We start from the raw sequence: 21,569 nt of genomic DNA, 5'->3' as shown, positions 1-21,569 counted from the left end.
CAGGGGATTGCTTCAGAAGAGTGGCGACCGAAGAACCATCGGAAGGCTGTAACCCTGATGGTAGAGCCCTTTTCATCTGTGGGCCCGGTCGTGGGGTAAAGCCTGATTGACTTTCAGTTTGGTACGCAGTCCCGGATTGTATGTCTTTCGGCCGGGAAAGGCCAGGATATTTTTTGAGCAGATGTCGTCCCGGGGTCGGGAATGTTTGAGCATTTGTTTCAGGGTGGCCGCCAACCGGGCAAAGGTTATGGGCGCGCCGCCGCTGGCGCGTGGCAGGATGCCGGTGCCTGCCATCCTCGCGCCGAGGTTCATCCATGCCGTCGACCGTCCGTACGCTGCTGCTGGCCTTCGTCTTCGCCTGGTTCCTGCTGGGCGGGCTCGGCCACTTCGTCTTCACCGATTTCTTCGTCGGCATCGTCCCGCCCTATATTCCCTGGCCGCTGGCGGCGGTGTATGCCAGCGGGATGTTCGAACTGCTCGGCGCCTTCGTCCTGTTGCTGCCGGGCCGGCGGCGCACGGCGGCCTGCGGGTTGTTCCTCCTGACCCTCTGCGTGACCCCGGCGAACCTCCACATGTGGCAGCACCCGGAGTCGTTCCCGGCTTTCCCGCCCCAGGCGCTGGGCGCGCGGCTGTTGCTGCAGGTGTTCCTGCTTGGCTGCATCCTGGCGCTGGTGCTGGCGCCGGAAGGCCCGGCGAGCGGGCAAAAAAAAGCCACTGTGCGGGGGCAGTGGCGGGAAATGCCAGGGAATAGAGGAGCAATCGCACCTGGCGTGTGTAGAGTAGTAGTCGCTTCGTCCAGGGTCTGTATGGGTATTTGTGGTCTTTGTGAAGAAGTGCAAAGTAGAGCGTCCAGCGGACGAACGGCCTTGCCAGCGGCGGGACGCCCGCGGTAGCTTTTTCCCATGATCACGTTTCCCGTGGTCGCCCTCGAAGCCCGGCCCCAGCGCCGGGCTTCGTCGTTTTCGCCCGCCGTGTTACCGGACGCGGCGTGGCGGCGACCGGCGCGGAAGGCTCTGGCGTGCACCCGCACGGCATCCGGCCAACTTAAAGTTCGGTTGTGCCGACTGCTGTCATAACGCCATCGTTCAGTCGCCTCGGTGAGCCCCCGTACCCCCAGTTCGCTGGGCTTGCCTTTGGTGTATCCCTTTTGCCCGGCCGCGTGCCGGGCTTTTTTATGCCCGGTCTTCTTCCTTCCGGTCTACCCGGGGCCCGCGTTTCCCCGGCCGGGCCCTGAACCTCATCGCTGCATCGACGTCCCTGGCTACAGGCGAGCCTGTGGCCGGGGGCTTTCCATCATCCGCAAAAAAGGTGAAAACCATGCTGACCATCGACTACAACAGCTATCGCACCACCACTCCCTACGGCAAACGTGTGCGCTTCCTGGTGCTGCACTACACCGCGCTCGACTTCGCCGCCTCGGTCGAGGCCTTGACCACCGGCGCCGCCAGCGCCCACTACCTGATCCCGGCGCCGCGCGACGCCAGCTACAAGGCCGCCGGTTTCAAGGGCCAGCGCATCTTCAACCTGGTCGCCGAGGAGGACCGCGCCTGGCACGCCGGTGTCAGCGGCTGGGCCGGGCGCGACAACCTCAACGACACCTCGATCGGCATCGAGATCGTCAACCTCGCCCGCGACGACGACGGCGTGTTCACCTTCCCCGACTACGAGCGCTCGCAGATCGGCGCTCTCAAGCAACTGGCGAAGAACATCCTGCAACGCTATCCGGACATGACGCCGAAGAATGTGGTCGGCCACTCCGACATCGCCGTCGGGCGCAAGTCCGACCCGGGTCCTAAGCTGCCCTGGAAGGAGCTCTACGCGGCCGGCATCGGCGCCTGGTACGACGACGCCAGCCGCGATCGCTATCGCGAAGGCTTCGAGCGCGACGGCCTGCCGCCGCGCGCCGAGCTGCTGGAGGCATTCCGTCGCTACGGCTATGCGCTGCCGGCGACGATCGACGACGCCTACTTCGCCAGCCTGCTGCGCGCCTTCCAGATGCATTTCCGCCCGGAGAACCACGACGGCGCGCTGGATGTGGAGACGGCGGCGATCCTCTACGCTCTGAACGAGAAATACCCGGCCTGAGCCACTAACAGCGAGCGGCCGCCCGATGCGGCGGCCGCTCCCTTGCCTAACCCCATGGAGGACTTGCCATGACTGCTGCCGCACAGGTCGTCGCCAAGGCGGAGATGCTGATCCGCCGCCCCATCGCCGAGGTCTTCGAAGCCTTCGTCGATCCGGCCATCACCGCCAGGTTCTGGTTCAGCCGCGGCGATGCCCGCCTCGAAGCCGGGAAACGGTTGCGCTGGCATTGGGACATGTACGGGGTTTCCCAGGAAATCGAAGTGAAGGACCTGCAAACGAACCGTCGCATCCTCATCGAATGGCCGAATGGCGACAGCAACCCTTCCCTGGTGGAGTGGCTGTTCGAGGAACTGCCCGGCGCCGGGACCTTCGTCAGTATCCGCAACAGCGGTTTCGTCGGCACCCCGGAAGAGGTCATCCCGCGGGTGGTAGACGCCACCGAAGGTTTCACCCTGGTGCTGGCCGGGCTCAAGGCCTGCCTGGAGCACGGCATCGCCCTGAACCTGGTGGCCGACCGCTTTCCCCGCGGTCTCGATGGCTGAGCATCGCCTGAGTGCGCGTCCCGCACCATGCAGCGTGCCGTCGGGCAATGCTCAGCCGAACGCGAAGTCGGCCAGCAGTCGTAGGTCCAGGCCGCTGGCTATGCCCAGCCGTGCGGACAGCGCCTGCAGCAGCATCGCCATCAGGCTGGAGAGCAGGATCACCGGGAGCGGCAGATAGCCCAGCCGTGCGCCGCCGGCGACATCGGTGGCCCAGTTGCCCGGGTCCATGTAGCCCACCGCGACCAGGTAGCCGGGGCCGGCGAAGGCCAGCAGGCGGCGCCACCAGTGACCGCCGCCGGGGACTTCGACCGGCTGGGCGCGCCCGGGCTCGGCGGCCTGGGAGGCCGGGGTATCCTTCGCGGACATGACTAAGCTCCTGCCGGACGCGTGCCGGCGCTGCTCGCGCGCCTTTCCCGGCGCGCCGTGGCACGCGGGTAGGCGAGCGGTTCAGGGGCAGGAAGTCGGTCAGGCCGAGGCGGCCAGTTGCCGGTGCAGGTCCGGCAGGTCGCTGGCGACCAGGTCCCAGTCCTGCTCGGCGGCGAGGTTCTGGGTCTGGCCGGGGCCGTATTCCAGCGGCCGGGCGATGAACGCGGTCTTCAGGCCGAGGGCGCGCGCGGCCTTGAGGTCGTAGTTGTGCGCCGCGCAGAGCATCACCTCCTGCGGCGGCAGGTCGAGCAGGCGGCAGGCGCCGAGGTAGACCTGCGGGTCGGGCTTGTAGTGGCCGAACAGGTCGGCGCACAGCAGCATGTCCCAGGGCAGCCCGGCGTGCCGCGCGACGTCGAGCATCAGCGCGGTGTTGCCGTTGCTCAGCGCGGCGAGCCAGTAGTCGGCCTTCAGCGCATGCATCCCGGCGAGCGTGTCCGGCCACGGCCGCAGGCGGTGCCAGAAGCCGGTGATGCGCTGCAGCAGGGCCTCGTCCAGCGCCAGGCCGAACTCTCCGGCCAGGGCCTCGAGACTCTGCCGGTGCAACTGGTCGAGGTGCTGCCAGGGCGCCTGGCCGTTGCGTACCCGGTCCATCGCCGGCTTGTATTGCTGGCGCCAGCGGTCGGTCAATTCCACGCAGGGCAGGGTTCCGCCGAGTTCGCGCTCCAACGCCTGGAACTGCTCGATCAGGCTGGAACGCCAGTCCACCAGGGTACCGAACACATCGAACAGGATCGCGCGCATCGTGCCTCCTCGGCCGTGGCCGTCATCGCTTCAGTGCTTCTGTGGCAGCGCCGTGGGCAGGCCGCGGCCGCTCCAGGCGGTGACCACAAGGGCTACCGCCGCCATCAGGCAGAGCGCCAGCCAGCCGGGGACGAAGCTGTGGCTGAAGTCCTTGAGCAGCCCCAGCGCCGGCGGCGCGAGAACGATCGCCAACTGGTTGATGGCCATCGCCAGGCCGAGGGCGAAGCCGGTCTTGCCGACCGGCGCGGTATCCGCCACATAGGCCACCCAGGGACCGTACCAGCCGAAGCCGAAGAAGCCCAGCCAGGCCACTACCAGGCCCATCCCCAACGGCGATTGCAGGGGCAGCAGGACCAGCGCCAGCAGGCCGAGGACCACCGCACCGAGGCAGACCATCACCGGGAAGTAGCGCCCGGCGCGGCAGCGGTCGCTCCAGGCGGCCAGCAGGATGCGCCCGGCGACGCCGCTGCCCTGGGCGACGAACAGCAGGGTCGCGGCCATGCCGATGCCGATCTCCAGGGTCTCGTGCAGGTAGAGCACGGTGAACACCAGGATGCCGTACTGCACCGAGATCAGCGCCACCCCGGAGCAGACGATGTTCTTCATCGCCGGGTCGGTGATCATCGCCAGCCGCGACTTCACCACCGCGCCCAGGTCGCGTTCGGCGGGGTTCGCGCCGGGCGCCGGGGCGTCCGGCGGGGTGCGGTAGAAGAGCATGAAGGCCAGCGCGCCGAGGAACGCTACCAGGCCGCCGGCGAGGAATGCGCTGCGCCAGCCGTAGATTCCCGCCAGGTACGGCAGCAGCGCGGCGGACAGCGCGCCGCCCAGCGGCAGCCCGGCCTGGCGGATGCCCATGGCGAAGCCCAGCTGGGTCTTGGCGAACCAGCGTGACACCGACTTGCTGCCGCCCGGCTGCGCCGTGCTGTAGCCGGCGCCGACGACCACCAGGAACAGCAGGATGGTCAGGTAGTCGGTGGCCCACAGCGAGGCGCAGAGGGCCAGCGCGACGATCAGCGTGCCGAGGCCGACCACCAGCCGCTCGGAGTAGCGGTCGAGCAACTCGCCGGCCACCAGCAGGCCGACGATCGGCACCAGCTGCGCTGCCGACACCAGCAGGCCGATCTGCAGCGACGAGAGTTGCAGGTCGTTCTGGATGAACACGGCGATCGCGCCGATGCCCTGGACGAAGAAGCAGGCGCAGGCCTGGGCGAAGGTGGCGATCAGCAGGATGACCCAGCGGTAGCGCTGGGTCGGGCTCGCGGCGAGGGCGGCGGTCACTGGACGAACTCCCGTGCGAGGGTGAAGTTGGCTTCGCCGAGCGGATGCAGGCGCTGCAGCGACAGGTATTCGCCGAGGGTGCGTTCCATGCCCATGCGCTGGAAGATCCGTTCGCCGTCGAGCTCGGCCTCGGCGCCGTTGGCGCGCAGTTCGTCGAGAGCCTGGCGCAGCAACCGGCAGTTGTCGCTGAGCGTCACCCGGCCGTCATCGTCCACCGCGTAGGGCGTGTCCTCCATGCCGACCCGCAGCACGTCGACCTGGCTGTCCGCCTGCGCGGCATAGGCGGCCAGCCGGCGCACCGCGCAGAGCGGGGTGCCGGCGCGAGAGCCGACGTCGAGCAGCCGGAAGTGCTGCGCGGCATGCTGCGGCATCACCGCCGCGCCGACCGTGATGCTGACCTTGCGCTTGCGCGCCCCGGGTTCGCCGATGTCGTACTCCAGGCTCTTGGCGCTTTCGATCACCGCGCGGAACTGCTGGTAGGTCTCCGGGAACGGCAGGCGTGGCGAGAAGCCGAACAGCAGGATCACGTTCAACTGGCCGGAACCGCCCAGGCGCAGGCGCGGGTGCTCCACCGCGAAACGGGTCATGGCGTAGCTGCGCACGTGCTGCACCCACTCCACCTCGTGGAACAGGCCGAGCTTCTGGCGCGCCTGGATGGCGTTGCGGTAGACCTGGAACTGGGTCATCGGCGAGGTCATCCCGTAGTCGGCGCCCTTGCTGGTGGAGTGGGTCTGCAACTCGGCCTTTTCCAGCGCCGTCGACGGCTGGTAGTCGCGCAGGTCGGCGAGGAAGGCCGGGCTCGAGGCATAGTCGAGGTCGAGCTTGCGCCTTTGCTTCTCCAACTCGCAGATCACCTGCAATTCGATGGCCGCCTGGATCGTCACGAAGTGCGCACCGCCCAGGTGCAGCGGGATGGCGCAGTGGCTGACCCGCTCCCACTCGCCGAAGCGGCGGATGTTCTCCTGCACCTCGCTGCCGTTGCGGCTGGCGCCGAAGCTCAGCATCAGGTCGGGGAAGCGGTTCTGCAGGGCGCGGCTGACCGCCTGGTAGATGTCGTTGTCGGTGGTCTGTTCCTGGGTCAGCGGGTTACGCGCGTGATAGTGGTAGTAGCGGCAACCCATCTCGTAGAGCTGGCGCGCTTCGTCCAGCAGTTCGCCGGGGGCGGTGCGGATGGTGGCGCCGGTGCAGATGCTGTCGAGCAGGTGGTCGCCGGTGGCGGCGTGGTTGCGCGGGGTGAACTTGGCGCCGGTGGAGGCGCATCCGAGAATCAGGGTTTTCCGGGATCCGGTCATGGTCGTCTTTCCTCCATTCATCATTCCATTGAGGGCGGAGCGGTCCGCGGCGGACCGAAAGGCTGCCCAGGGCGTCGAAAGTCGTCGGTGTCTCAGGCAGGTGAAAGATGTCGCTGGCGGGATCGTTATGCGTTGTTCTACGAGAGGGATTTAAACCGCATGGCGGCGGCCGTGCGCGGCGCATTCGGCAACGCTCGTTGCCGCCGGCACAAAGACCTTGCGCAAACCGCCCGGCGTTGCGCCAACCGCCGGCACGGCGGCGCAACGTTGCCATTCGCGCAAGGTCGCTCAACTGGCGGCGCGCTGTCGCAGGCAATCCTCCAGGGCCTCGCCGAGGCGCTCGATCTCGCCGTCGTCGGTCAGGTAGTGCGGAGTCAGGCGCAGTACCCCCGGCAGCGCCTGCTCGCGCAGCGCCCAGCGGGCAGACTGCGGGCCGATGTAGGAGGCGTTCACGCCGCGCGCGTGGAGGCGCTTCAGCCATTGTTCGCCGCTCAGTTCGGGGGCCGCGTAGGTCATCAGCGCGCTGGCGTGCGGCCCTTGTTCCAGCGGCGTCCAGCCGAGCCGGCGGTAGAGCTGCTGGGCGATGCGTTCGCGCAACTGGCGGTTGCGCCGGGCGATGCGCCGGACGTCGGTCTGCAACAGGTAGTCGCAACTGGCCTTGAGCGCCAGGCGCAGCCCCGGGTTGAACTCCGAGCATTCGAAGCGCCGCGCGTCATCCCGTGCCTGCAGGGCGAAGGCGTCACTCCATTGCGCGCCGCCGACGTCCAGCCCGTCGGGCAGGGCCAGGCGCTCCAGGGCACGTTCGCCGAGATAGAGCACGCCGAGTCCCTTCGGCCCGCGCAGCCACTTGCGCGGCGGGAACACCAGCACGTCGCAGCCGACCGCCTCCACCGCCAGCGGCAACTGGCCGACCGCATGGCTGGCATCGAGGAAGAACAGCCCGTCATGGGCGCGGATGCGCTCGGCCACGCCCTCCAGCACGGTAGCCGCGCCATGCCCGGTGGGCACCGCGCTGAGCGACAGCAGCGGCGTCTGGCCGGGGGCGAGGTCGTGCAACTGCTCGTCGAGCCGCTGCAACAGCTGTGCGGCGTCGCCGCGCGCATCGATCAGGCGCAGCTCCAGCCCGCGCTGCTGGCGCGCGGCGAGCAGGCACAGGCTGTTGGAACCGTATTCGTCGAAGCTGCTGATCGCCCGTATCCGTGGATGGGCGGCCAGGGCCGCGGCGAAGGCCACCGACCAGGCGCGGCTGGCGCAGTCGAGCAGGGCGATGTGCCGTGGCTGGGTGCCGAGCACCCGCGCGACGCTGTCGCGGACCGCCTGCAAGGGCTCGGCGAAATGCTCGGCGGCGCGCTGTACGCCCCAGCGCCGCTCGGCTTCCAGCCAGCGGTCGAGGGCGTCGTAGAGCACCTGCGGCGGCAGGCTGGCGGAGCCATGGGCGAAGTGCGCGTAGCTGCCCCAGGCCGGGGTCTCGCGCCGCAGGCGCAGCAGTTCGTCGGCACCGAAGGCGTCGGGGGCGGCGGGGAAGAGCGCGCTCATGGCCGCACCGCCGCGATCAGTTCCACCTCCACCGCGGCGCCGCGCGGCAGCTCGGCCACGCCGACGGCGGCGCGGGCGTGGCCGCCGCGCGCGCCGAGCACCTCGTCGAAATATTCGCTGGCGGCATCGATCACCGCCGGCTGCTGGACGAAACCCGCCGCGCTGGCGACGTAGCCGGTCACCTTGAGCAGCCGCTCGACCCGTTGCAGGCCGCCCAGCGCCTCCTCCAGCGCCTGCAGGCAGCGCGCCGCGCAGAACCGGGCGGCCTGGCGGGCCTGTTCCAGGTCGAGCCCGGCGCCGACCTTGCCGGTCCAGCGCAGCTCGCCGTGCTGGCGCGGCAACTGGCCGCTGACGTAGGCGATGCCGGCGTGGAGCACCACCGGCTGGTAGGCGCCGCCGGCGACGATGGCCGGAGCGGGGGATGTCTGCATGGTCCTGTCCTCGTGGCGGACCCGCCCGGCCACGATGCACGGGCGGGTCGATGGCTGGAAAAGCGCGACCTCACTACTGTGGGCCGGTTTTCCCGGTCTGTTTTGCGGGAGTCGACGAGTTGCTTGCCAAATCGGCAAAACAAACCGAACTTTAGCCTTGCAACAGGCACCGCCGCGCGAAGTAGACTGAAAACGCCCGACCGTTGAGGAACGCGCAACGATGATCGACCTGGTGATGCTCAAGGACTTCCTCGTCCTCTGTCGGATCAAGAGCTTCAGCCGTGCGGCGCAGGAGTGCCATGTCTCCGTGTCCGGGTTGAGCCGGCGTATCCAGACCCTGGAACAGTGGCTCGGCGCGCCGGTCTTCGAGCGCCACAAGCACGCCCTCGAACTGACCGAGGCCGGCCGCCAGCTGCAAGGCATGGCGCAGGACGCGGTGCGTGCCCTGGACAACCTGCGCCAGTCGATCCGCGAGCGCGACGAAGACGCCCAGCGGCGCATCCGTTTCTGCGCCCCGCACATCCTCTCCTCGGTGTTCTTCCCGCACTGGATTCCGCGCCTGCAGGCGGACTTCCGCAGCGCCAAGTTCAGCGTCGACTGCGATTACCTGCCGCAATGCCTGTCGCGCCTGCGTGACGGCTCGGTGGACTACGTGGTGGCGTTGCTCGATGAAGGCGAGGCGGTGTCGCGCCGCCTGGGCATCGATAGCGAAGCCGAGTTCCAGCGCCTGGAGCTTGGCCACGAACAACTGGTGGCGGTCTGCGCGCCTGACGCCGCCGGCCAGCCGCTGTTCAACCTCGACCGCCTGCAGACCGAAGCGCTATCGTTCCTCGGCTACTCCGAGGAATGCCACCTGGGCTGGGCCCTGGAACCGCTGCTGCGCGACAGCGGCCTGTTCCTCCTGCGCCACCACAGCTCCAGCCAGACCGAGGGGCTGCGCTTCTTCGCCCAGTCGCGCCTGGGCGTCGCCTGGCTGCCGCATACCCTGGTCCGCGAGGACCTCGCCAGCCGTCGCCTGGTGCGCGCCGGCGGCCAGCGCTTCGACGTGCCGTTGCGCTATACCCTGATCCGCCGCCGCCTGCCGCTACCCGGCGAGGCCGAACGCCTGTGGACCTTCCTCGGTGAGCTGGCGCGCCCGGCGCCGCGCTACGCGGTGGTCGGCGCGGCCTCCTGAGCCGCCGTCTCGGCGAGCAGGGCGCGGCGGAATTCACCGACCAGGTCGTCCTGCGCCGAACCGCTGCGGCTGACCATCACCAGCTCGCGCTGGAATTCCAGCGCGCCCAGTTCGATCACCCGTACCCGCGCCGGCTCGCGTAGCCACAGCCCAGCCCGAGGCAGCAGCGCCACGCCGAGACCGTTCTCCACCATCCGCGCGATCGCGTCGATCTCATCCAGCTCCATCACCTGGCGCGGCCTGAGCTGTTGCGCCTCGAGGAAATCGCCCACCAGGCGACCGCCGAAGGACACATGGTCGTAGCGGATGAACGGTTGCGTGCGCAGCAATTCCAGCGCATCCGTCGCGGTGCATTGCGGCGGTGCGATCAGCACGAACGGCTGGCGCTCGACCCGTTGCGCGGAGAGCCCGCGCGGCAGGTTGAACGGCGGGCGGATGAGAATCGCCAGGTCCAGTTCGTCGGCGTCCACCTGGTCCAGCAGGTGCAGCGAGACGCCCGGCACCACCTGCGGCTCGATGTGCGGCGCCTGTTCGGCGAGGCGCTTGAGCACCTCCGGCAGCAGCCCGGTCTGCGCCGTGTTCACCGCGCCGATGCGCAGGCGCCCGCGCGGGCTGTCGCTTTGGCCGATGCCGTCGAACAGCGCGAGGATCTGCTCGGCCGTACGCACCGCCTGCCGCCCGGCCTCGTTCAGGTGCGCCGCGCGCGGCGTGCGCTGGAACAATTCGACGCCGACGCTGCGTTCCAGCGCACGGATCTGCGCGCTCACCGCCGACTGCGTCAGCCCCACCTGTTCCCCCGCCGCGGCGAAGGAGCCCCGGCGCGCCACGGCGACCAGGGTGCGGAGTTCGCGGATCATCCAAGCCTCGAAAAAAGTGTTGCTCAGACGAAATATTATGCGCTTTCCATCGAAATCGGCACGGCAAATAATCCCGGAATCCCCACACAGGAGCCGCATCATGAGCCTGATGCCCTTCCACCTCGCCATCCCTGTCCACGACCTGCCCGCCGCCCGGCGCTTTTACGGCGAGGTCTTCGGCCTGAGCGAAGGCCGCTCCGCCGAGCACTGGGTCGACTTCGACTTCTTCGGCCACCAGTTGGTCATCCACCAGCACCCGCAGACCGATTCCCAGCGCCACGCCGGCAGCACCCCGGTGGACGGTCACGACGTGCCGGTGCCGCACTTCGGCGTGGTCCTCGCATGGGACGACTGGCACGCCCTGGCCGAACGCCTGAAACAGCGCGGCACCCGCTTCGTGATCGAGCCCTATATCCGCTTCAAGGGCCAGGTCGGCGAGCAGGCCACGTTGTTCCTCCTCGACCCCTGCGGCAACGCCCTGGAGTTCAAGAGTTTCCGCGACATGGGCCAGCTGTTCGCCAGGTGAGCGCTCAGGCCGGGTCGAGTACGCGCGGCTGCCGGCCGATCCGTTGGTTCGGCGGCAGGGTTGCCACGTTCATCGATTGCGGCAGGATCACGCGGAGTTCGCCATGGACGAGAGACTCCACCGCGCGGTTGACGATGAGGTGCTCCAGCCGCCGCAGGCGACGAGGAACAGGGGAGCCCGGGCGTTCCACGGCCTTGTCGGCGAAAGCGCGGGTGAGCCAGGTGACTGGGTTCTAAGGCGTTACGAGGTTTTGCGGGTTCATTTGTCGGTGGCCGTGACAAGAAGCTTCCAGGTATTGGATCTCTTGTTATCCCGGCATTTCGAACAGGGCGGGAGCTTGTCGCATTCGCGGTTTATTACATCCTCGAATCCGCAGGTGTCGCATTTGTAGATGCCAGGGTTTGCAGGTTTTATCCCTATGTTCAAAGACTTCTTGTAGATCTCTGGTTTTCCAGTCTTGCGAACCTTCGTTTCATCTTCATACAGCGCCATGGCCTGGCTCCTTGCTACATGAGGAAAAGCACTACGTGGCGGTGGCCTGCCCAGTCAGGGATGAGCCGCCACCGGAGTCTTCGTAACGCCGTGCCGTCGCGGTCAGCCTTGAGGTTGGGAGACCGGAGCGGCGGCTACCTGCATGGCGGCGACTTCCAGCCGGGCATTGCGCCGGGCCTGTTCCATATGGCCCTGGATGATGCCTGGAATCAGGAAAGCATCGACGATCCACCAGATGCCGGTAACGATCAGCGGGAACAGGGTGAAACAGCCGATCAGCGTGATGATCAGTTGGGTAACCGCCGTGCCGGTTTTTCCCAGGTAGAAGCGGTGCGCGCCGAAGCCGCCCAGGAAGAACCACAGCAGGTAGGCGGTGCCGGTCGATTTCTGGGCGTTGGAAACTTTCTGCTCCACGAGCATTTCAGATTGCAGCGACATTGGTTTTCCCACGAATCCATGCGGAAGAAAGAGAGCAGATTGAAACGCTGGTGTTAGTGTTTTACAAGTAAGTTTTCTTAGGAAAAACTTGATGCTGATGTTTTTCGGTCGTAAGGGATGTGAGGAGAAGTTAGGAGATTGATTTGTTTTTCTGATTTTTCTGTCTGGCTAAGTTGTATTCTTCATGGGTGTCGGGTTTCTGCTCCAAGAACTAGAAGTCTGAAGAAATCTATTCTCTTTTACAGTTTTAGGTTCGGGGAGATATCAAGAAAAAGGTTTTAGCTGTGTTAGCTGGGCTAGCGCTGGAGCACACAGCCTAATCGAGGGGTTTCGATAAATTAAGATGGGTGTGCTGCTCCAGCGACTGGATGAGTCCCTGCTTTAGAATAAATGATAGTAATATTTTAAATGATGTGCATCGACGCTATGATCAGGGTTTTTTCTAAGTCTTTCGTAAGTTTCCAAGCGGTAGTCAGTAGTATTCCAGAATGTAGGTGAGCGTGGCATCGGCCTTGCCGGCGGTGATTTTTCCACTGGTGGGAACATAGCGAGCCTTGGCCGAGAATCGGTACATTTCGGAACCTGGCCCGCTCGCTTGCCAAACCAGAGGCAGGGCCTTGGACTTGCTGAAAGGAAGCGCCACGCCTTTGTCATTGGTCAGCGAAATGCCCACACCTTTGGCTACGGCTTGCTGACCGGTTCCACTGAGATTCAGTAGGCCATCGCGAACGGCATTTCCTTCGAAATATACTTTCACCGGTGGCTTGATCGTGGGGTTCAGCCCTTCACAGACAACATTCAAAGCGAATGGAATATCGGGAGCCGCTCCTTGCTTTACATGCCCTGTATAAATGGTGCCCATGTCAATCTCGGTGCTGGCTTTTGGAGTATAGCAAGTCGTGAAGAAGGCATTGTGTTCTAGCTTGGTATGCAGATTTGTGCCTTCTATATGGTAAACGGCTCGTCTGGGGGTGGTATAGCTGGTATCGATGAAAAAGGTTGTCTTGTAGTCAAAAGGTATGATATCTCCTTTGCCAATGCCCATTCCGGTTCTTATAAAATCGAACCTGAAACTTGTTATGAAAGAGAGTACGGCCCCATCTTTTGGCGTGGGGTAGGTAAACGGGGGCGGGGGGGTTGTTCCGTAAGCTCTTTCCGGCTGTATTCGTATGGCTACGCCAGGAACGCCCGTATCAAATAGGCCGTTATCTATAGGGTTCAGATTTGTAACGGGTGCGGTAACTCCCCATTCCCCATTAGGGCCGCTTTGCGTACACCAAGACCATCCACCAGTGCTTGCGTGGGCGACCGTTATAGTAAATGAAGCCATTACCCCTCCTATGGGGGCGGGATTCAATTTGGTTGTAGCTGGAAAATTTTTGATTAAGGTTACTGGTGGGGGTGGTGGACCACTAGGCAGGTCGCAGTACGCCGCGGAATAAGTGGCCCAGATCCAGGATGTTAAAATAACTGTGCCGCGAAGTGCTTTGTGCTGAATCATTTTAACTGACCATAGGTTTTTCTTGAGATAAACTTTATTTTTTAGGACGATTCTTAGTTTATCCTTCCATTTTTTGTTCGAATTTAGGATTTTTCCGAGGTGGTTCGGTGAAATATCGGAAAATAGAGTGCAGATTTTAAGATTGCTACTCACTTCGCCGTGTGATGCTGGTCTGGTCTGGTCTGGTCTGGTCTGGTCTGGGCAAGCAGAACTATTGGCCGTAGATAGATGGCGCACTGGAAGGATTTAGCCCCCTCTCGTTGCGTGACCCGCTAGATCTGGAGATGACAACCCGAGGCTACCGGCGGGTCAGAGGATGGGAGTAATGAAGGAAAAGAAAAAGCCCCTGACTTTCGCTAGGAAAATCAGGGGCTTATCGTTTGCGTTTGGTGGAGCCGGGGGGATTTGAACCCCCGTCCGCCAGCTCTCCGCTATCGGTTCTACATGCTTAGCCAGCTCTACTGAGTTAACTCCGCGCCGCCCGAGTGGCAGGGTGCTTGGAGCGAGCTGTATGAGTTTTAGCCGTTACGTCTACAGCGAACTTGGCGGCGATCCTGTTCTATCTGACAGTCGTTTCGGGTTTACAGGCATCCCCTAGCGACTGCTGGTGCATTAAGCAGCCAGAGCGTAGTTGTCGTCGTTGGCAACTATAAGATTGCAGCAGCGAATTTACGAGATCTGCTACCAACTCGGCATGCCCCTCAAGTTTCGTTACCGGCGTCGAATCCTAATCGGCCCCAAAACCTGGGTAGGTCGAGGCGTAGTGTACGGCAAAGGCGCCTGGGAGTCCAACCGGGCGCGGCTAAGTCATTGATGACAGGTTATTTCCGCTCTTCCGGCGGGGTCAGGTCGAGGGGCCGGGCGGAGGCCTTGCCGGTTGGGGTCGGCTTGAGCTGGCGTTCGACGTCGGCCTGGATCGCCTGCAACACCGGTTGCAGGTCGCGCATGTTGTCGCGGACCTCGGGGTAGGGGTGGTCCGTGGCGAAGCCGGCGATGCGTTCCAGTAACTGGGCGCGTACCGGGGAGGGCAGGTGAATGAACAGCTCGGGCATTTCCTTGGCCAGTTCGGCGGAGTAGAGCACCAGGTCCTGGCGCTCGAACTGGGCGGTGAGGCCGAGGTAGTCGAGGGCGCTGCCGGTGAGCATCGCGGCGGCCGCCTTGGTTTCCTGCATGCCTTGCAGGCGCGCGGGGTTGCGTTGTTCGGCCTGGGACAGGGTCATCCAGAATTCGACGGTGAGGGTGAACAGGATCGACTGCTCGCGCAGCGAGTAGCTCATCAGGCCCAGCGCCTCGGCGCCGTAGGGCTGCCTGGCGGCGCGGAAGTCGAAGTACAGGCGCATCAGTTCCTTGAGCTTGAACAGCACTTCGCGGGCCTCGTTCTGGCGGATCTCCAGCGGGCTATAGATGTTCAGCTGCGGGCGGAAGTTTTCCTCGCTGACCATGCGCAGGTAGAGCGGCCCGGTGAATTCGCCGCTGCGTCGCGGCAGGGCGTTCTTCTGGGTTTCCTCGATCTTCTTCAGGGCGTCGATCAGCACCTGGTAGTCGTGGCTGTCCCAGGGCTTCTGGATGTCCGGGATGCGCTGGCCGAGGTAGTAGAGGTCGGCGGCGGCGAGCGGGCGGCCGAGAACCAGTAAAAGGATGGCCAGCGGCCAGAGCAGGCGGCGTGATAGGGTCGGCACGGACTTTCCTTGCGGGGCGCGTGGATCGGCCTAGGTTAGCGATGGCCGGGGCCGCCGTCACCCCGCGCTTCGATTGGAGCGGACGGCGTGGCGACGAGGCAGTGGAACGGCTTGCAGGCGGTGTTCGAGGACCTCGGCGGCTACGGCGCGCTGGCGCGCCAGGCCGGACAGGGCGAGGGGCCGCTGGTGGGGCATCTGCAACGGACCAACATCCAGCTGGCGGCGATCCCGGTGTTCACCCGCAAGGGCATCGCCGAGACCACGGTCAACGACCTGCTGGAGGCGGCGCGCGTTTCGCGGCGGACTTTCTACAAGTACTTCGCCGGCAAGCTGGAGGTGCTGGAAAGCATCTACCACAGCGCCGTGCAACTGCTGCTGGCGCGCTTCGGCGGGCTGCGCAGCGAGGCCGGCAGCGACGAGGACTGGCTGCGGGCGATGGTCTCGCTGTTCTTCGACTATCACCTGGCGGTCGGCCCGATCATCCGCATGATGCAGGAGGAGGCGCTGCACGCCGGCTCGCCGCTGGCGGCGCACCGGCAGCGCGCGCACCTGCGGATCATCGAACTGTGGGCCGAGCGCCTCGGCGCCCAGGGCGCGGCGCACGATCCGCTGACCTACCGGGTGCTGATCTGGGCGATGGAGGCGGCCTCGCTGGACCTGCTCAACGCCAGCGATCCGCTGGAGCTGCCACGGGTCAAGCGGGTGCTCGGCGACCTGCTGGTGGGGACGCTCTGTCCCCGCACCCAGGTTCCGACGAAATCGCAAGGGTAACAGCCGGGCAGTCGCCGCTCGCGCCGACAGAACCTAGGTTGGGCTCGCAGCCTGCCTTGGCCATGCTCTGATGACCTGTCATGACAACAAGACGGGAGACGTGCGTCCATGTCCGCGACACCCTATCTGCTGCAACCGCCGCTGGCGGTCGGATTCGCCCGCCTGGGCTTCGGCTCCCTGTCGCTGGAGTCGCTGCGCGAGCGCTACGCCGCGCCGTCCAGTGGCTCGCGCTTCATCGAGCTGGACGGTTTCCCGCTGCACTACCGCGACGAGGGCACTCGCGACAAGCCGGTGCTGGTGATGATCCACGGCGTGGTCGCCTCGCTGCACACCTGGGACGACTGGGTGAAGGCGATGTCGCCGTACTTCCGCATCGTCCGTTTCGACGTGCCGGGCTTCGGCCTGACCGGGCCGGGGCGCGACACCGACTACTCCGGCGAGCGCATGGTGGCGATCCTCGGCCAGTTGCTCGACCACCTGGGGATCGACAAGGCTTCGATCGCCGGCAACTCCCTGGGCGGCTATATCGCCTGGAACTTCGCCCTGGCCCAGCCGCAGCGGGTGGAGCGGCTGGTGCTGATCGACCCGGCCGGCTACCAGATGCGCAAGGTGCCGTGGATGATCGCCGCGGCGGCGCTGCCCGGCTCGACCCTGGCGATGCCGCTGTGGATGCCGCGCGCGCTGATCGCCCAGGGCATCAGGGAAGTCTACGGCGAGCCGGGGCGGATCAAGCCGGGCGTGGTCGACCGCTACTACGACCTGAGCCGCCGCCCGGGCAACCGCAAGGGCATGATGGAGATCTTCCGCGTGCTGCTGAAGGTCAACCGCGAGGAACTCGGCAGCTCCGGCGAACGTATCGCCCGGATCGCCGCGCCGACCCTGCTGATGTGGGGCGAACGCGACCGCTGGATCTCGCCGAAGCACGTACCGCTGTGGCAACGCGACCTGGCGGGGATCCAGGTGAAGACCTATCCGGGCGTCGGGCATATCCCGATGGAGGAGATTCCCGAGCAGACCGCGGCGGACGCACTGCGCTTCCTGATGGCCTGATCCCAGGCCGTCATGAAGAAGCCCGCGCTGGTCAGTCGCGGGCTTTTTTATTTATTGCGATGCAAGCCCCTCTCGCGGTGGAGAGGGGCGGCGGGGAGGCTCAGGCGGCCTTCGGCTCCGGCTCGAACTGGTCGCGGTATTGCTCGATGAGGTGCAGGTTATTGTGCTGCCAGGGGTGGAAGTCCTTCTTGTAGAAGTCCAGGTACACGCCTACCAGTGAACGGAACACGCCGTCCTTGCCCCACAGCCACTTGATGCCGTCGCGCCAGACCTTGAAGTTCCACAGCAGGCCGTCGCGCTTGAGCATGTGGACCAGGCCCTTGGTGGTGTCGAGGGCGAAGAAGAAGGTGCCCTGGACCATCGCCCGGCGGCGTAGGCTGGCCTTGCCGTTGACCAGCATGAACACGTCGTAGGCCACCGCCTTGTGCTCGGTTTCCTCCAGCGCGTGCCAGCGCCACAGGCGGGCCATGGTAGGGTCGGCGCCCTCCAGCCACCTGGGGTTGCTCAGCAGGCCGTCGGCCATGATCGCGGTGAGATGTTCCAGGGCCGCGGTGGCCGCCAGCTGGCGCGAGGGGTGCAGCTTCTGCTGGGCGAAGCGGATGCGCCGCTTGGCGCCACCTTCGAGGCGATCGATGTCGTAGCCGAGGGCGCGCAGGCGGTCGCTGTAGACCAGGTGCTCGCGGCTGTGGTGGCCTTCCTGGCCGATGAAGCCGCGGATCTGCTGCTTCAGCGCCGGGTCCTCGACCCGCTCGCGGTAGTGGCGCACGGAGTCGATGAAGAAGCGCTCGCCGTCGGGGAACAGCACCGACATGGCATTGAACATGTGGGTCTTGAAAGCGTCGCCGCTGTGCCAGTGGCGCGGCATCGGATCGGGCAGGTCGAAGTCCAGATGACGCGGGCGGATCTCCAGACCTTCGGGGGTGGTGCTGGCCATAGCGGCTCCCTGTGATGGTGAAGGACCATGGGCTCGACTATCGCTTGCGGGGGGTAGCCTCACAAGGTTATCTTCTGCCAAATTTCCGGTCATATCCGGCCAGCGGTCAGAACAACAATCAGCCATGAAACAACCGCTCAACTTCACCGCCGAACTGGTGCCGGTGGCCTATGCCGAGGCGCTGCTCGATCTCGTCGCGGAACACGGCGTGTCCCGCCAGGCGCTGTTCGACGCCGCGCGGGTGCGCCCCGAGGTGCTCGAGAGCCCGAACGGCCGCCTGTCCTTCCTCGATTTCAACCAGCTCACCTACAGCGCCCAGATCCTCTGCGACGAACCGGCGCTGGGGCTGGTGCTCGGCCAACGGCTGAACGTCTCGGCCCACGGCATCCTCGGCTACGCGGTGCTGTCCAGCGCCAACCTGGGCAAGGCCATCCAGTTCGCCCTCAAGTACTACCGGGTGCTCGGCCTGGCCTATGAACTGGAGCTGGTGCTCGACGACGGCCGCGCCGAGTTGCGCGCGGTGGAGTCGATGCCGCTGGGCAGCGCCTCGGTGTTCGCCGCCGAGGGCCTGATGGCGACGCTGTATTCCATCGCCTGTTTCCTGGTCGGCGAGCCGCTGCAGGAGGTGCGGGTGGGCTTCGCCTATCCGGCGCCGGCCCATGCCCGGCGCTACGCCGAGGTGTTCGGCGTGGCCGCCGAGTTCGAGCAGCCCTGCCACTGGCTGAGCATGCCCAGCGAATACCTGGAGCGGCCGATGGCGCTGGCCAACCCGGCCACGGTGCAGATGTGCGAGCAGCAGTGCGAGGCGCTGCTGGCCACCCTGGACGTCCAGGAAGGCCTGCTGACCCGCGTGCGCCGCCTGCTGCTGGCGCGTCCCGGCGACTTCCCCGATCTCGAGCAGGCCGCCCGCGAACTGCACACCAGCGGGCGCAGCCTGCGCCGGCACCTGTCGTCGCTGGGGACCAGCTACCAGCAGGTCCTCGACGACGTGCGCAAGCGCCTGGCCCTGCAGTACCTGACCACCACCCAGCTGCCGCTGTACGAGATCGCCCTGCTGCTCGGTTTCAACGATTCGTCGAACTTCCGCCGGGCGTTCCGCAAGTGGACCGGCAAGCTGCCCAGCGACTACCGCGAAGCGCCCTGAGCCATCGCCAGCGGTCCTCGGCGGCGGGTGGATGTGCCATGCTTGGCGTCTACTGGAAATCCATGGCGCGCTTGCCGCGCCGACCGTGATCGGAGTCTTGCATGTCGACATCCCCCGCGTTGATCCGCGAAACCTTCCCTGTCGGGCCTTTGCAGTGCAACTGCACCATCATTGGCGATCCGCTGACCAGGAAGGCCATCGTCGTCGATCCGGGCGGCGACCACGAGCTGATCCTGCAGCGCCTCGAGCGGCTCGGCCTGCAGGTGGTCAGCATCGTTCATACCCACGCGCACCTGGACCACTTCCTCGCCTCCGGCGAGCTGAAGAAGCGCACCGGCGCCAGCCTGCACCTGCACAAGGACGACCAGTTCCTCTGGGACAACCTGGAGATGCAGTGCCAGCTGTTCGGCGTGCCCTACAAGCCGGTGCCGGCGCCGGACCGCTGGCTGGCCGACGACGAGGAACTGGCCTGCGGCTGCGGCGTGGCGCTGCATACCCCGGGGCACACGCCGGGCTCGATGAGCTTCTGGTTCCCCCAGGCGAAGCTGCTGGTCGCCGGCGACACCCTGTTCCGCCGCGGCATCGGCCGCACCGACCTGTGGGGCGGCGACTCGGCGGCGATCCAGCGTTCGATCAAACAGCGCCTGTACCGTCTCGACGAGGACGCCACGGTGGTCGCCGGCCATGGCCCGGACACCACGCTGGGCGAGGAGATGCGCGAGAACCCCTTCGTCAGGGGCTGAATAGGAATTTTCCGAGGGACGGGAATTTTGCCACTTGGCTATGCTCTAAGCTATCGGCCGCCCCTCACGCAGGGGCGTTTCAGTACCTCGAGGAGTAGTTTTCCCATGTTCACCTCCCGTTGCCTGCCTCTGGCCGCAGCCGTCACCGCACTGGCCCTGCTGGCCGGTTGTGCCTCCAACAACCCCTACGACACGCAAAGCCAAAGCCAGGGTGGCATGAGCAAGACGGCCAAGTATGGCGGACTGGGTGCGCTGGCCGGCGCTGTCGCCGGCGCCGCGATCGATCACAACAACCGTGGCAAGGGCGCGCTGATCGGCGCCGCCGTCGCCGGCGCGGCCGCCGCGGGTTACGGTTACTACGCCGACAAGCAGGAAGCCGAACTGCGCCGGCAGATGGAAGGCACCGGCGTGGAAGTGCAGCGCCAGGGCGACGACATCAAGCTGATCATGCCGGGCAACATCACCTTCGCCACCGATTCGGCGAACATCGCCCCGAGCTTCTACGCGCCGCTGAACAACCTGGCGAACTCGTTCAAGCAGTACAACCAGAACACCATCGAGATCGTCGGCTACACCGACAGCACCGGCAGCCGCCAGCACAACATGGACCTGTCCCAGCGCCGCGCGCAGAGCGTGGCCGGCTACCTGACCGCCCAGGGCGTCGACGGCACCCGCCTGAGCACCCGCGGCATGGGCCCGGACCAGCCGATCGCGAGCAACTCCACCGCGGACGGCCGCGCGCAGAACCGCCGCGTCGAGGTCAACCTGCGACCGGTTCCGGGCGCCCAGGGCCCGGCGCAGACCCAGCCGCAGTACTGATCGCGGCCTGGACGAAAAAGCCCGCCATTCGGCGGGCTTTTTCATGGGCGCTGGTAGGCGCTCTTCGTTCTACGCCTTGGCGTTACCGGGAAACTCGCGGTGCAGGCTGTCGAGCAACTGGTCCTTGCGCTCCCACAGTTGGTTGACCCATTGCTGGAACTCCGCGCGGTAGGCGGCGTCCTGGTCGTAGCTCTTGCCGACGAACTGGCGCGGGATTTCCAGTTCCTCGAAGCGCACCACGACCTCCTTCAGGCGTCCGGAAAGCAGGCACCAGAAGGTCGGGCTGCCGTCCGGGTAGTGGATGGTCACGTTGACCAGGGTCTTCAGCTGCTCGCCCATGGCGTCGAGGACGAAGGCGATGCCGCCGGCCTTGGGCTTGAGCAGGTGGCGGAACGGCGACTGCTGCTCGTCGTGCTTGGCGCGGGTGAAGCGGGTGCCTTCGAGGAAGTTGAACACCGCCACCGGGATGCGGCTGAACTTGGCGCAGGCCTTGCGCGTGGTCGCGAGGTCCTGGCCTTTCTTTTCCGGATGCCTGGCCAGGTAGGCCTTGCTGTAGCGCTTCATGAAGGGGAAATCGAGGGCCCACCAGCACAGGCCGATGATCGGCACCCAGATCAGTTCCTGCTTGAGGAAGAAGCGCAGCAGCGGGATGCGCCGGTTCAACTGGTATTGCAGGACGAGGATGTCGACCCAGCTCTGGTGGTTGCTGGTGACCAGGTAGGAATGCTGGTACTCCAGCCCCTGCAGGCCCTGGACGTTCCAGCGGGTGCGCTGGACCAGGTTCATCCAGCCCTTGTTGCAGGCGATCCAGCCTTCGGCGATCAGGCTCATGATCTTGCTGCACAGGCGCTGGGCGGCGGCGAACGGCAGCAGCAGCTTGACCAGGGTCATGCCGAACAGCAGGCAGGCCCAGCACAGGGTGCTGGCCACCAGCAGCAGGCCGGCCAGCGAGCCGCGCAGGAAATGGGGGAGAAACGAAAGCATCGAGGAGTCCTTGTACGTAGGCGCCCGGCCAGGGCCGGGCGCGTGGAGCGGGGCGTGATCCCGCCGTTCACATGGCACATCCTCGTGCCTGGCCGAAGCCAGTGCCGCCCATCGGGCGGCGTTCCC

At 65.8% G+C, this 21,569-nt stretch carries 22 protein-coding genes, 1 other RNA gene and 2 pseudogenes; 10 read left to right on the top strand and 15 right to left on the bottom strand.

Annotation, left to right across the window (positions count from 1 at the left end; all coding sequences use genetic code 11):
* Positions 1-314: 314 nt before the first annotated feature.
* The 3 genes and pseudogenes from B7D75_RS21225 to B7D75_RS21215 form a co-directional block, all read left to right on the top strand.
* Positions 315-680 (top strand): annotated as a pseudogene (locus B7D75_RS21225) (DoxX family protein); the annotation flags it as partial.
* 637 nt (positions 681-1,317) lie between these two features.
* A complete protein-coding gene (gene ampDh3 / locus B7D75_RS21220; RefSeq protein WP_034081384.1) occupies positions 1,318-2,085 on the top strand; it encodes an N-acetylmuramoyl-L-alanine amidase AmpDh3 in 768 nt (255 codons plus the stop codon).
* Positions 2,086-2,153: 68 nt separating this feature from the next.
* Positions 2,154-2,627 (top strand): SRPBCC family protein, encoded by a 474-nt coding sequence (locus tag B7D75_RS21215; protein ID WP_058129091.1) that lies wholly within the window; start codon positions 2,154-2,156, stop codon positions 2,625-2,627.
* Between the two features lie 81 nt (positions 2,628-2,708).
* Here B7D75_RS21215 and B7D75_RS21210 read toward each other — a convergent pair.
* The 6 genes and pseudogenes from B7D75_RS21210 to B7D75_RS21185 all read right to left on the bottom strand — a co-directional run.
* Positions 2,709-2,993 (bottom strand): annotated as a pseudogene (locus B7D75_RS21210) (divalent metal cation transporter); the annotation flags it as partial.
* A gap of 99 nt (positions 2,994-3,092) precedes the next feature.
* Complete coding sequence (locus B7D75_RS21205) at positions 3,093-3,794, bottom strand: haloacid dehalogenase type II (RefSeq protein WP_107114394.1); 702 nt, start codon at positions 3,792-3,794, stop codon at positions 3,093-3,095.
* Between the two features lie 30 nt (positions 3,795-3,824).
* Entirely contained in the window at positions 3,825-5,072 is a 1,248-nt protein-coding gene (locus tag B7D75_RS21200) for an MFS transporter (RefSeq protein ID WP_012077002.1), read from the bottom strand.
* Positions 5,069-6,364 (bottom strand): 3-keto-5-aminohexanoate cleavage protein, encoded by a 1,296-nt coding sequence (locus B7D75_RS21195; RefSeq protein WP_107114393.1) that lies wholly within the window; start codon positions 6,362-6,364, stop codon positions 5,069-5,071. The genes B7D75_RS21200 and B7D75_RS21195 overlap by 4 nt, the downstream gene beginning before the upstream one ends.
* 288 nt (positions 6,365-6,652) lie before the next feature.
* Positions 6,653-7,900 carry an aminotransferase class V-fold PLP-dependent enzyme gene (locus B7D75_RS21190; protein WP_053817666.1) on the bottom strand — a complete coding sequence of 416 codons (1,248 nt, stop codon included), beginning with the start codon at positions 7,898-7,900 and terminating at the stop codon, positions 6,653-6,655.
* Entirely contained in the window at positions 7,897-8,331 is a 435-nt protein-coding gene (locus B7D75_RS21185) for a RidA family protein (protein ID WP_107114392.1), read from the bottom strand. The genes B7D75_RS21190 and B7D75_RS21185 overlap by 4 nt, the downstream gene beginning before the upstream one ends.
* A 220-nt stretch (positions 8,332-8,551) precedes the next feature.
* Between B7D75_RS21185 and B7D75_RS21180 the strand changes: the two genes are divergently transcribed.
* The gene (locus B7D75_RS21180) at positions 8,552-9,505 is read left to right on the top strand and encodes a LysR family transcriptional regulator (protein WP_058145702.1); all 954 of its coding nucleotides are present in this window, start codon (positions 8,552-8,554) and stop codon (positions 9,503-9,505) included.
* Here the strand turns inward: B7D75_RS21180 and B7D75_RS21175 are convergent.
* Positions 9,478-10,362 carry a LysR substrate-binding domain-containing protein gene (locus B7D75_RS21175; protein ID WP_107114391.1) on the bottom strand — a complete coding sequence of 295 codons (885 nt, stop codon included), beginning with the start codon at positions 10,360-10,362 and terminating at the stop codon, positions 9,478-9,480. The two genes, B7D75_RS21180 and B7D75_RS21175, sit on opposite strands and share 28 nt — an antisense overlap.
* Before the next feature lie 100 nt (positions 10,363-10,462).
* On the opposite strand from B7D75_RS21175, the gene B7D75_RS21170 reads away from it, so the two are divergent.
* Positions 10,463-10,888, top strand: coding sequence for a VOC family protein (locus tag B7D75_RS21170; protein WP_107114390.1), 426 nt, complete (start codon positions 10,463-10,465; stop codon positions 10,886-10,888).
* A 4-nt stretch (positions 10,889-10,892) separates the two neighbouring features.
* Here B7D75_RS21170 and B7D75_RS29420 read toward each other — a convergent pair whose 3' ends face one another.
* From B7D75_RS29420 to B7D75_RS21145, 6 genes are all read right to left on the bottom strand, one after another.
* The gene (locus B7D75_RS29420; protein ID WP_124083125.1) at positions 10,893-11,078 is read right to left on the bottom strand and encodes a hypothetical protein; all 186 of its coding nucleotides are present in this window, start codon (positions 11,076-11,078) and stop codon (positions 10,893-10,895) included.
* Between the two features lie 68 nt (positions 11,079-11,146).
* Entirely contained in the window at positions 11,147-11,380 is a 234-nt protein-coding gene (locus tag B7D75_RS21165; RefSeq protein ID WP_071535385.1) for a hypothetical protein, read from the bottom strand.
* A gap of 102 nt (positions 11,381-11,482) precedes the next feature.
* A complete protein-coding gene (locus B7D75_RS21160) occupies positions 11,483-11,818 on the bottom strand; it encodes a TM2 domain-containing protein (protein WP_003157777.1) in 336 nt (111 codons plus the stop codon).
* Between the two features lie 472 nt (positions 11,819-12,290).
* Positions 12,291-12,863 carry a fimbrial protein gene (locus B7D75_RS29835; RefSeq protein WP_239481356.1) on the bottom strand — a complete coding sequence of 191 codons (573 nt, stop codon included), beginning with the start codon at positions 12,861-12,863 and terminating at the stop codon, positions 12,291-12,293.
* 843 nt (positions 12,864-13,706) lie between these two features.
* Positions 13,707-14,058, bottom strand: a transfer-messenger RNA (tmRNA) gene (gene ssrA / locus B7D75_RS21150).
* 82 nt (positions 14,059-14,140) lie between these two features.
* Positions 14,141-14,998 (bottom strand): hypothetical protein, encoded by an 858-nt coding sequence (locus B7D75_RS21145; protein WP_034081395.1) that lies wholly within the window; start codon positions 14,996-14,998, stop codon positions 14,141-14,143.
* An 87-nt stretch (positions 14,999-15,085) separates the two neighbouring features.
* On the opposite strand from B7D75_RS21145, the gene B7D75_RS21140 reads away from it, so the two are divergent.
* Together B7D75_RS21140 and B7D75_RS21135 are read left to right on the top strand one after the other, a co-directional pair.
* Positions 15,086-15,769 carry a TetR/AcrR family transcriptional regulator gene (locus B7D75_RS21140; RefSeq protein ID WP_043098882.1) on the top strand — a complete coding sequence of 228 codons (684 nt, stop codon included), beginning with the start codon at positions 15,086-15,088 and terminating at the stop codon, positions 15,767-15,769.
* A 108-nt stretch (positions 15,770-15,877) separates the two neighbouring features.
* Positions 15,878-16,819: an alpha/beta fold hydrolase gene (locus B7D75_RS21135; protein WP_012076990.1), complete on the top strand. Its 942-nt coding sequence runs from the start codon at positions 15,878-15,880 to the stop codon at positions 16,817-16,819.
* A 100-nt stretch (positions 16,820-16,919) separates the two neighbouring features.
* Here the strand turns inward: B7D75_RS21135 and B7D75_RS21130 are convergent, their stop codons facing one another.
* On the bottom strand, positions 16,920-17,753 hold the full coding sequence (locus tag B7D75_RS21130; RefSeq protein ID WP_004367257.1) for a metal-dependent hydrolase: 834 nt from the start codon (positions 17,751-17,753) through the stop codon (positions 16,920-16,922).
* A gap of 124 nt (positions 17,754-17,877) precedes the next feature.
* Between B7D75_RS21130 and oruR the strand changes: the two genes are divergently transcribed.
* From oruR to B7D75_RS21115, 3 genes are all read left to right on the top strand, one after another.
* Positions 17,878-18,897, top strand: coding sequence for an ornithine utilization transcriptional regulator OruR (gene oruR / locus B7D75_RS21125; protein ID WP_034081399.1), 1,020 nt, complete (start codon positions 17,878-17,880; stop codon positions 18,895-18,897).
* Between the two features lie 101 nt (positions 18,898-18,998).
* A complete protein-coding gene (locus B7D75_RS21120) occupies positions 18,999-19,640 on the top strand; it encodes an MBL fold metallo-hydrolase (RefSeq protein WP_107114388.1) in 642 nt (213 codons plus the stop codon).
* Positions 19,641-19,745: 105 nt separating this feature from the next.
* Complete coding sequence (locus B7D75_RS21115) at positions 19,746-20,459, top strand: OmpA family protein (RefSeq protein ID WP_004367263.1); 714 nt, start codon at positions 19,746-19,748, stop codon at positions 20,457-20,459.
* Between the two features lie 69 nt (positions 20,460-20,528).
* Here the strand turns inward: B7D75_RS21115 and B7D75_RS21110 are convergent, their stop codons facing one another.
* A complete protein-coding gene (locus tag B7D75_RS21110) occupies positions 20,529-21,443 on the bottom strand; it encodes an acyltransferase (RefSeq protein WP_004367266.1) in 915 nt (304 codons plus the stop codon).
* Positions 21,444-21,569: the final 126 nt, after the last annotated feature.

The organism is Pseudomonas paraeruginosa (assembly GCF_003025345.2).
Taxonomy (GTDB): Bacteria; Pseudomonadota; Gammaproteobacteria; order Pseudomonadales; family Pseudomonadaceae; genus Pseudomonas; species Pseudomonas paraeruginosa.
Note: the sequence above shows the minus strand (reverse complement) of the source record. Positions and strands in the feature narration are given on the sequence as shown.